This window comes from Pseudoalteromonas sp. T1lg76 (genome assembly GCF_002964725.1).
Taxonomy (GTDB): Bacteria; Pseudomonadota; Gammaproteobacteria; order Enterobacterales; family Alteromonadaceae; genus Pseudoalteromonas.
In genome coordinates this window covers 37,820-43,819 of the sequence record NZ_PQCE01000038.1, presented here as the reverse complement: position 1 = coordinate 43,819, position 6,000 = coordinate 37,820, and the positions used below count along the sequence as shown (strand labels likewise).

The 6,000-nt window shown below is 48.1% G+C and carries 5 protein-coding genes; 1 reads left to right on the top strand and 4 read right to left on the bottom strand.

The features are described from left to right. Positions 1–311: 311 nt before the first annotated feature. Positions 312–770: an RNA recognition motif domain-containing protein gene (locus C2M35_RS13860; protein WP_105265589.1), complete on the top strand. Its 459-nt coding sequence runs from the start codon at positions 312–314 to the stop codon at positions 768–770. 49 nt (positions 771–819) lie between these two features. Here C2M35_RS13860 and C2M35_RS13855 read toward each other — a convergent pair whose 3' ends face one another. The 4 genes from C2M35_RS13855 to C2M35_RS13840 all read right to left on the bottom strand — a co-directional run bounded on the left by C2M35_RS13855 (position 820) and on the right by C2M35_RS13840 (position 5,808). After that, complete coding sequence (locus C2M35_RS13855; protein WP_105200392.1) at positions 820–1,560, bottom strand: phosphoadenylyl-sulfate reductase; 741 nt, start codon at positions 1,558–1,560, stop codon at positions 820–822. A gap of 21 nt (positions 1,561–1,581) precedes the next feature. Then, positions 1,582–3,297: an assimilatory sulfite reductase (NADPH) hemoprotein subunit gene (gene cysI / locus C2M35_RS13850; protein ID WP_105213153.1), complete on the bottom strand. Its 1,716-nt coding sequence runs from the start codon at positions 3,295–3,297 to the stop codon at positions 1,582–1,584. 33 nt (positions 3,298–3,330) lie between these two features. Beyond that, positions 3,331–5,127 carry an assimilatory sulfite reductase (NADPH) flavoprotein subunit gene (locus C2M35_RS13845; protein WP_105265588.1) on the bottom strand — a complete coding sequence of 599 codons (1,797 nt, stop codon included), beginning with the start codon at positions 5,125–5,127 and terminating at the stop codon, positions 3,331–3,333. Positions 5,128–5,427: 300 nt separating this feature from the next. Beyond that, a complete protein-coding gene (locus tag C2M35_RS13840) occupies positions 5,428–5,808 on the bottom strand; it encodes a hypothetical protein (protein ID WP_105200395.1) in 381 nt (126 codons plus the stop codon). Positions 5,809–6,000: the final 192 nt, after the last annotated feature.

The window sequence follows — 6,000 nt, the reverse complement described above, 5'->3', positions numbered from 1 at the left end:
AAGTAACTTTTCCGTCTAACTTTCCCGACCACTTTGCTCGTTGCTTTTCAGCGTTGTGCTCCGTGTCGGTGGATGCGCATTATAGGGAGATCGAAATTCAGATCAACACTTTTTTTAAAGATCTTTTCCGTTCGCTCAAAATGTAAGCAAAGAGGGCTGTTTTACTACTTAAACGACCAGATATTAGTCAATTTTGTGGAATATAAATGAAGATCCTTCCTTTAAATGTTGCTATGTGAACTAATCTGGTTAAGATAAGGCTTTTCGTTTTGTTAAATTAATGTTTACTCCATGTATATTGGTAGATCACAATGACATCAGCTAATCTAAAAACAATTATAATCACCGTTTGTAGCGCAGTTTTAGGCTACGTTCTTCTCGCTTTCGTTTTATCTACATCCTCTTTATCTGCACCATTGGCATTTGCTTTGGGTGCGGCGCTCACAGGGCTCCTGTTGTTGGTGCTTAACGGCAAAAGCAACACCGCGGCTGCAGAGGAAGCCGCAACGGATACAAAAACGCTTTATGTAGGTAATCTTCCCTACCGTGCCAATGAACATATGGTTAAAGAACTATTTGAACAACACGGCATGGTGTTTAGTGTGCGCTTATTAAAAGATAAGCATACGGGCAAACGCCGTGGCTTTGGTTTTGTCGAGGTTGCATTAAAAGACGCCGACCTAATGATCAACCAGCTTAATGATAAGGAATATCAGGAAAGAACGCTTAAGGTCAGAGAAGCGAAGCAAAAACAAGATAACGACGAATAAAAAAGAGGGCTAAGCCCTCTTTTTTATTACTTACCTGTACTCAGGTCAGTTAGATACCATCACCATCTATATGCAAACCACACTCTCGGCTTAAACCGAAGAAGCGCGTTTCTTCCTCTGTCATCCCCGGCTCAAGCTTGCGCGTGGTGTGAACATCCCCCATAGACACGTAACCCTGCTCCCACAGTGGATGATAAGGCAAGTCATGCTTGCTCAGATATTGGTAGACGTCGCGGTTATCCCATTCAATGATGGGATACACCTTAACGGTTCCCCGACTGATTTCGACAATGTTCTTGTCTTGACGGGTACTTGATTGCTGACGTCGCAGACCACTGAACCAGGTTCCCGCTTCAAGTTCCTGCAGAGCCTGAGTCATAGGCTCTACCTTATTAAGCTGGTTATAGAGCTTAATACCCCCTTCACCCTGCTCCCATAACTTGCCGTATTTGGCTTCTTGCCAGGCTGGGCTTAGCTGTGATTTATAGACCTTTAAGTTCAGCTGTAAGCGCTGCGTTAACTGGTCAATAAATTGATAAGTTTCAGGGAACAGATAACCGGTGTCGGTCAGGACCACGGGAACGTCCTGCTTTACATTGGTCACCAAATGCAACATCACCGCAGCTTGTATGCCAAAGCTGGAGGACAAAATATGCGTACCCGGCAAATTTTCCATCGCCCATTGCACCCTTTGCTCGGGGGTTTTATCGGCTAAGATGGTATTGATATCCACCAACAGAGCCTGCTGCTCGGCTTTATCAAGCGTTAATATCTGACTAAATGCGCTCATTATCTCGTCCTCACAGTACGCTTAAGCGTAAAAGTCTGTTTTTGATACCTTGACCTCGGCCACGATCCCTTGGCGGATCACAAAATCACCGAAACCTTCCGCATCATTGCGCTCACTGGCCCAGCGACCAATCAGTTCATCAAGGGCATTGAGGTACACATCTTCACCCACATTCTCCAAATAGAGTTTAGGTATACGTGTACCTTCGCGGTTGCCGCCTAAGTAAAGGTTGTATTTACCCGGACCTTTACCTACCAGGCCAGCTTCGGCCAGCATGGCACGACCACAACCATTAGGGCAGCCAACCACACGTAAGATAATGTGATCGTCAGCAACACCATGCTTAGCCAAGAGCGCTTCCGTCTTTTCAATCAGATCCGGCAAGTAACGCTCCGCTTCCGCCATGGCCAATGGACAGGTAGGCAAGGCCACACAGGCCATTGACGCCTTACGCTGCTCGGTATGGGTATCGTCGATAAGGCCATGTTCACGAGCAAGCTGTTCAATCACCGCCTTTTGCTCCGCAGGAACACCGGCAATGATCAGGTTCTGGTTAGCCGTCATGCGGAAATCACCTTGGTGGATCTCGGCAATTTTGCGACAACCAGTTTTTAAGGCCTTATCAGGGAAATCTAAAATACGGCCGTTTTGGATAAACACGGTGAGGTGATGTTTACCATCTATACCTTCAACCCAACCGAAGCGATCGCCACGGTGAGTGAATTCATAAGGACGACTTTCTTCAAACTTCACACCGGCACGTTTTTCAACTTCTGCCTTAAAGGCATCGCTGCCAAAGGTATCTAGGGTGTATTTAGTCTTGGCATTTTTACGGTTCACTCGGTTACCCCAATCACGCTGCACAGATACAACGTGCTCGGCGATGGCCAGGGTGTGCTCAAGCGGCACATAACCAAAGTCATCCGCCTTACGCGGGTAAGTATTTACATCACCATGAGTCATGGCCAGGCCACCACCAACCAAGACGTTAAAACCAACCAACTTGCCGTTTTCAGCAATGGCCACAAAGTTCAAGTCGTTGGCATGCACATCCACTTCGTTGTTCGGTGGAATGGTCACGGTCGTTTTGAACTTACGTGGCAAATAGGTTGAACCTAAGATTGGCTCTTCGGTGGTTTCCGACTTTTCACCATTTAACCAGATCTCTGCATAGGCTCGGGTTTTTGGTAGCAAATGCTCAGAGATCTTCGCCGCCCACTCATAGGCTTCCTGATGTAGTTCCGACTCCACCGGGTTAGTGGTGCACAGTACGTTACGGTTTACATCACCGGCGGTAGCTATCGAGTCAATGCCAACGCTGTTAAGCATCTGGTGCATGTCTTTAATATTCGGCTTTAAAACACCGTGAAACTGGAATGTTTGACGGGTCGTCAGTCGAATCGAACCGTACATGGTCTTTTCTTCGGCAAATTTGTCGATGGCTAACCATTGCTCCGGCTTGATGATGCCGCCGGGCATACGGGCACGCAGCATCACGTTGTGCAAAGGCTCAAGCTTTTGTTTCGCTCGCTCGGGACGAATATCGCGGTCGTCCTGCTGGTACATGCCGTGGAAACGGATCAGCTGGAAGTTATCGGCGGTAAAGCCACCGGTGATCTGATCCTTAAGATCCGCTTCTATGGTGCCGCGTAAAAAGTTACTTTCGGTTTTTAAACGCTCGTTGTCAGCAAGTTTGGCCTGTGGATCATGCTTGCTATTTGGCTTGTAATCGCTCATTTCAATTCCTACATTCGGGGCGCTGACGGGCGCTTAATAAACATCTTTTTGGTAACGGTTAGCGCTGCGTAGCTCTTTCAAATATTGCTCGGCGCTGTCATCATCTTTGCCACCCTGGGCTTTGATCACATCAACTAAGGCCTGGTGCACGTCTTTGGCCATGCGTGAAGCGTCACCACAGATATACACATGAGCGCCCTGCTCTAACCAGGCAAACAGCTGCTCGCCCTGTTCACGGATACGGTCTTGTACATATACTTTCTGCGCCTGATCGCGGCTCCAAGCCACATCAACCTTAGTCAGCAGGCCCGACTTCAAGTAGCCTTGAATTTCAGTTTGATACAAGAAATCCTGAGTAAAGTGCGGGTTGCCGAAAAACAGCCAGTTATTACCTTGCGCATCACGGGCTTCACGCTCTTGTAAGAAGGCGCGGAAAGGTGCAATACCCGTCCCCGGACCTATCATGATCACTGGCGTATTATCGTCAGCAGGCAAACGGAAATTATCATTGTGCTCGGTAAATACCTTAATGGTCGCGCCTTCTTCGGCAAATCGACCCAGATAACCAGAGCAACCACCCAGGTGCTGCTCGCCAAAACCGTCGAACTCAACCACGGCAAGAGTAAGGTGCACTTCGTCTTCCACTTCCGCCTGGCTTGAGGCGATAGAGTAAAGACGCGGCTGCACTTTGCGCAGGCTGTCTACTAGCTCTTGAGCGCTCACCTTGGCTGGGTTTTGGAAAATAACATCATAGGTTTGACGCGCTTCTATGTACTCGCGCATCGCCGCCTTATCTGCAACCAGTGCCAATAATTCGGCGTTCTCGGTCACAGCCGCGTATTTTTCCACGAAGCCAGGGTAAGACTGCGTTAGCTCTAGGCGCTCGATTAATGCATCACGTAAACTTAAAGCTTCATCGCCCAAGGTTACCTGAGTCTCGCCATCTAGCTCTAAAGTCGCTAAAACCTTATCGACCTTGGTTTCATCGTTAAGGAAATACACGCCCAATGAATCTCCAGGTTGATACTGGATATCAGAACCCTCTAAAGAGATCTCGATATGGCGCACATCTTTTGTTGAGTCGCGACCTGTGATCTTCTGTACCGTCAGCAATTCGGCGGTAAATGGATTTTGCTTGTTGTACTGGCTCGCCGCACCCGCGGTCATCGGCATGCTTACTACATTGTTATTCGTTTGTTGGGCTTTAAGGTCGGGCTCGAAAGCATCCAGGGCACCACTGATCCAAGCGTCACTGTGATCTTCATAATCCACGTCCAGGTCGACACGTTGCAGGATCACTTCGGCTCCGAGCTTAACTAAACGCTCTTCAAAATCTTTTGCAGTTTGGCAGAAGAACTCATAGCTGGAGTCACCCAAACCCAACACGGCAATTTTTACACCTTCTAATTTTGGTGCTTTTTTCGTGGCTAAAAACTCATACAGGGCTTCGGCATCTTCAGGCGGCTCACCCTCACCATAGGTAGATACCACTATGCTGATAAACTGCTCTTTCTTCAGTGCCGTCGGCTTATAATCGGCCATGCTCACTAGGTTTACTGCCAGGCCGCGTGCTTGTGCCTGCGCTTGCAATTGCGTAGCCACACCCTTGGCATTACCGGTTTGCGAGCCGTATAGGATGGTCAGAGTTGCGGCTTCGCCGGCATTGGTCGCCACGCCACCAGCTAAAGCGGCACTGTTTGCATTGCCAGCCAGATAACCACTTACCCAGGCCTGCTGAATTGGATTTAATTCGGCCACCAAACCTTGAAGTTTTTGCACCTGCTCCGGTGTAAGCGGACTTGCCGCCGCGTTCAGCTGGTTTAACAACATCTTTTTTCCTCTAACCCAAAACTACATCGCCCTTGTGCCATGCAGTGTAAAATGTGTGTTTGCCCGGCAACAAAAAAGGTCAATACCAGGCTATGGTGAGCCTGAAGCATACCTAGGTGCGAAGGCAGGAAAAAAGAATAGAATCTGCTTTGTTATTCCAATTGGTTATTAATTTCGTTTTTTTCCAACAAAAACAGTTTAAATGAATGTGTTAGATGGATGGGGAGCCCCCAATAATGGGAAGCTGATTAAATGTGGGAGTGCATACAGAGCAACAAAAAAGCGCCTTTTGGCGCTCTGTTAGTCTTCTACGGCGTAGATGGTGACTTCTATACCGGCGCCGATGGCGGAGATACGCAGTAAGGTATCGGCGCTGATCGCTTCATTAAAGCATTTTGGTGAATGCCCTGAGCTAAAGCCCAAGTCGAAGGTACGGCGCGAGCAGGTCAGCCATTGTTTTAACGCGGCCTTAGAACAAGACTCGATCAGTTCACACAATTCATTAATGGCCTTATCCGGGCTGATGGCATCGCTGTTGGCCTCAAAACGAGCCAACTGGCGGGTATCATCCTTGTCATAATGCAGCACCACGGCGCGCTTATCCAAGTCGGCAACCAGGGCACTAATGTCCTGTTGCGATTCCAGTTCAAGATCAACGTTAAGAAATTGAATGTCTGCCATCTAGTGTTTTGCTCCCGTTTACGCCACAGGCCGGTTAAGTTTAAATCTGCGCCATTGTGTCATATTGACCATTAATAACAAGGGCGTACACCGGAGTTCTCCAACCCTTGGCAATAACAATAGTGAATAAACGCCTTTTTAAACATAGTTGAACTGTTTATAAATGGGCGCCCTTTATATGCCTGCCCTAGC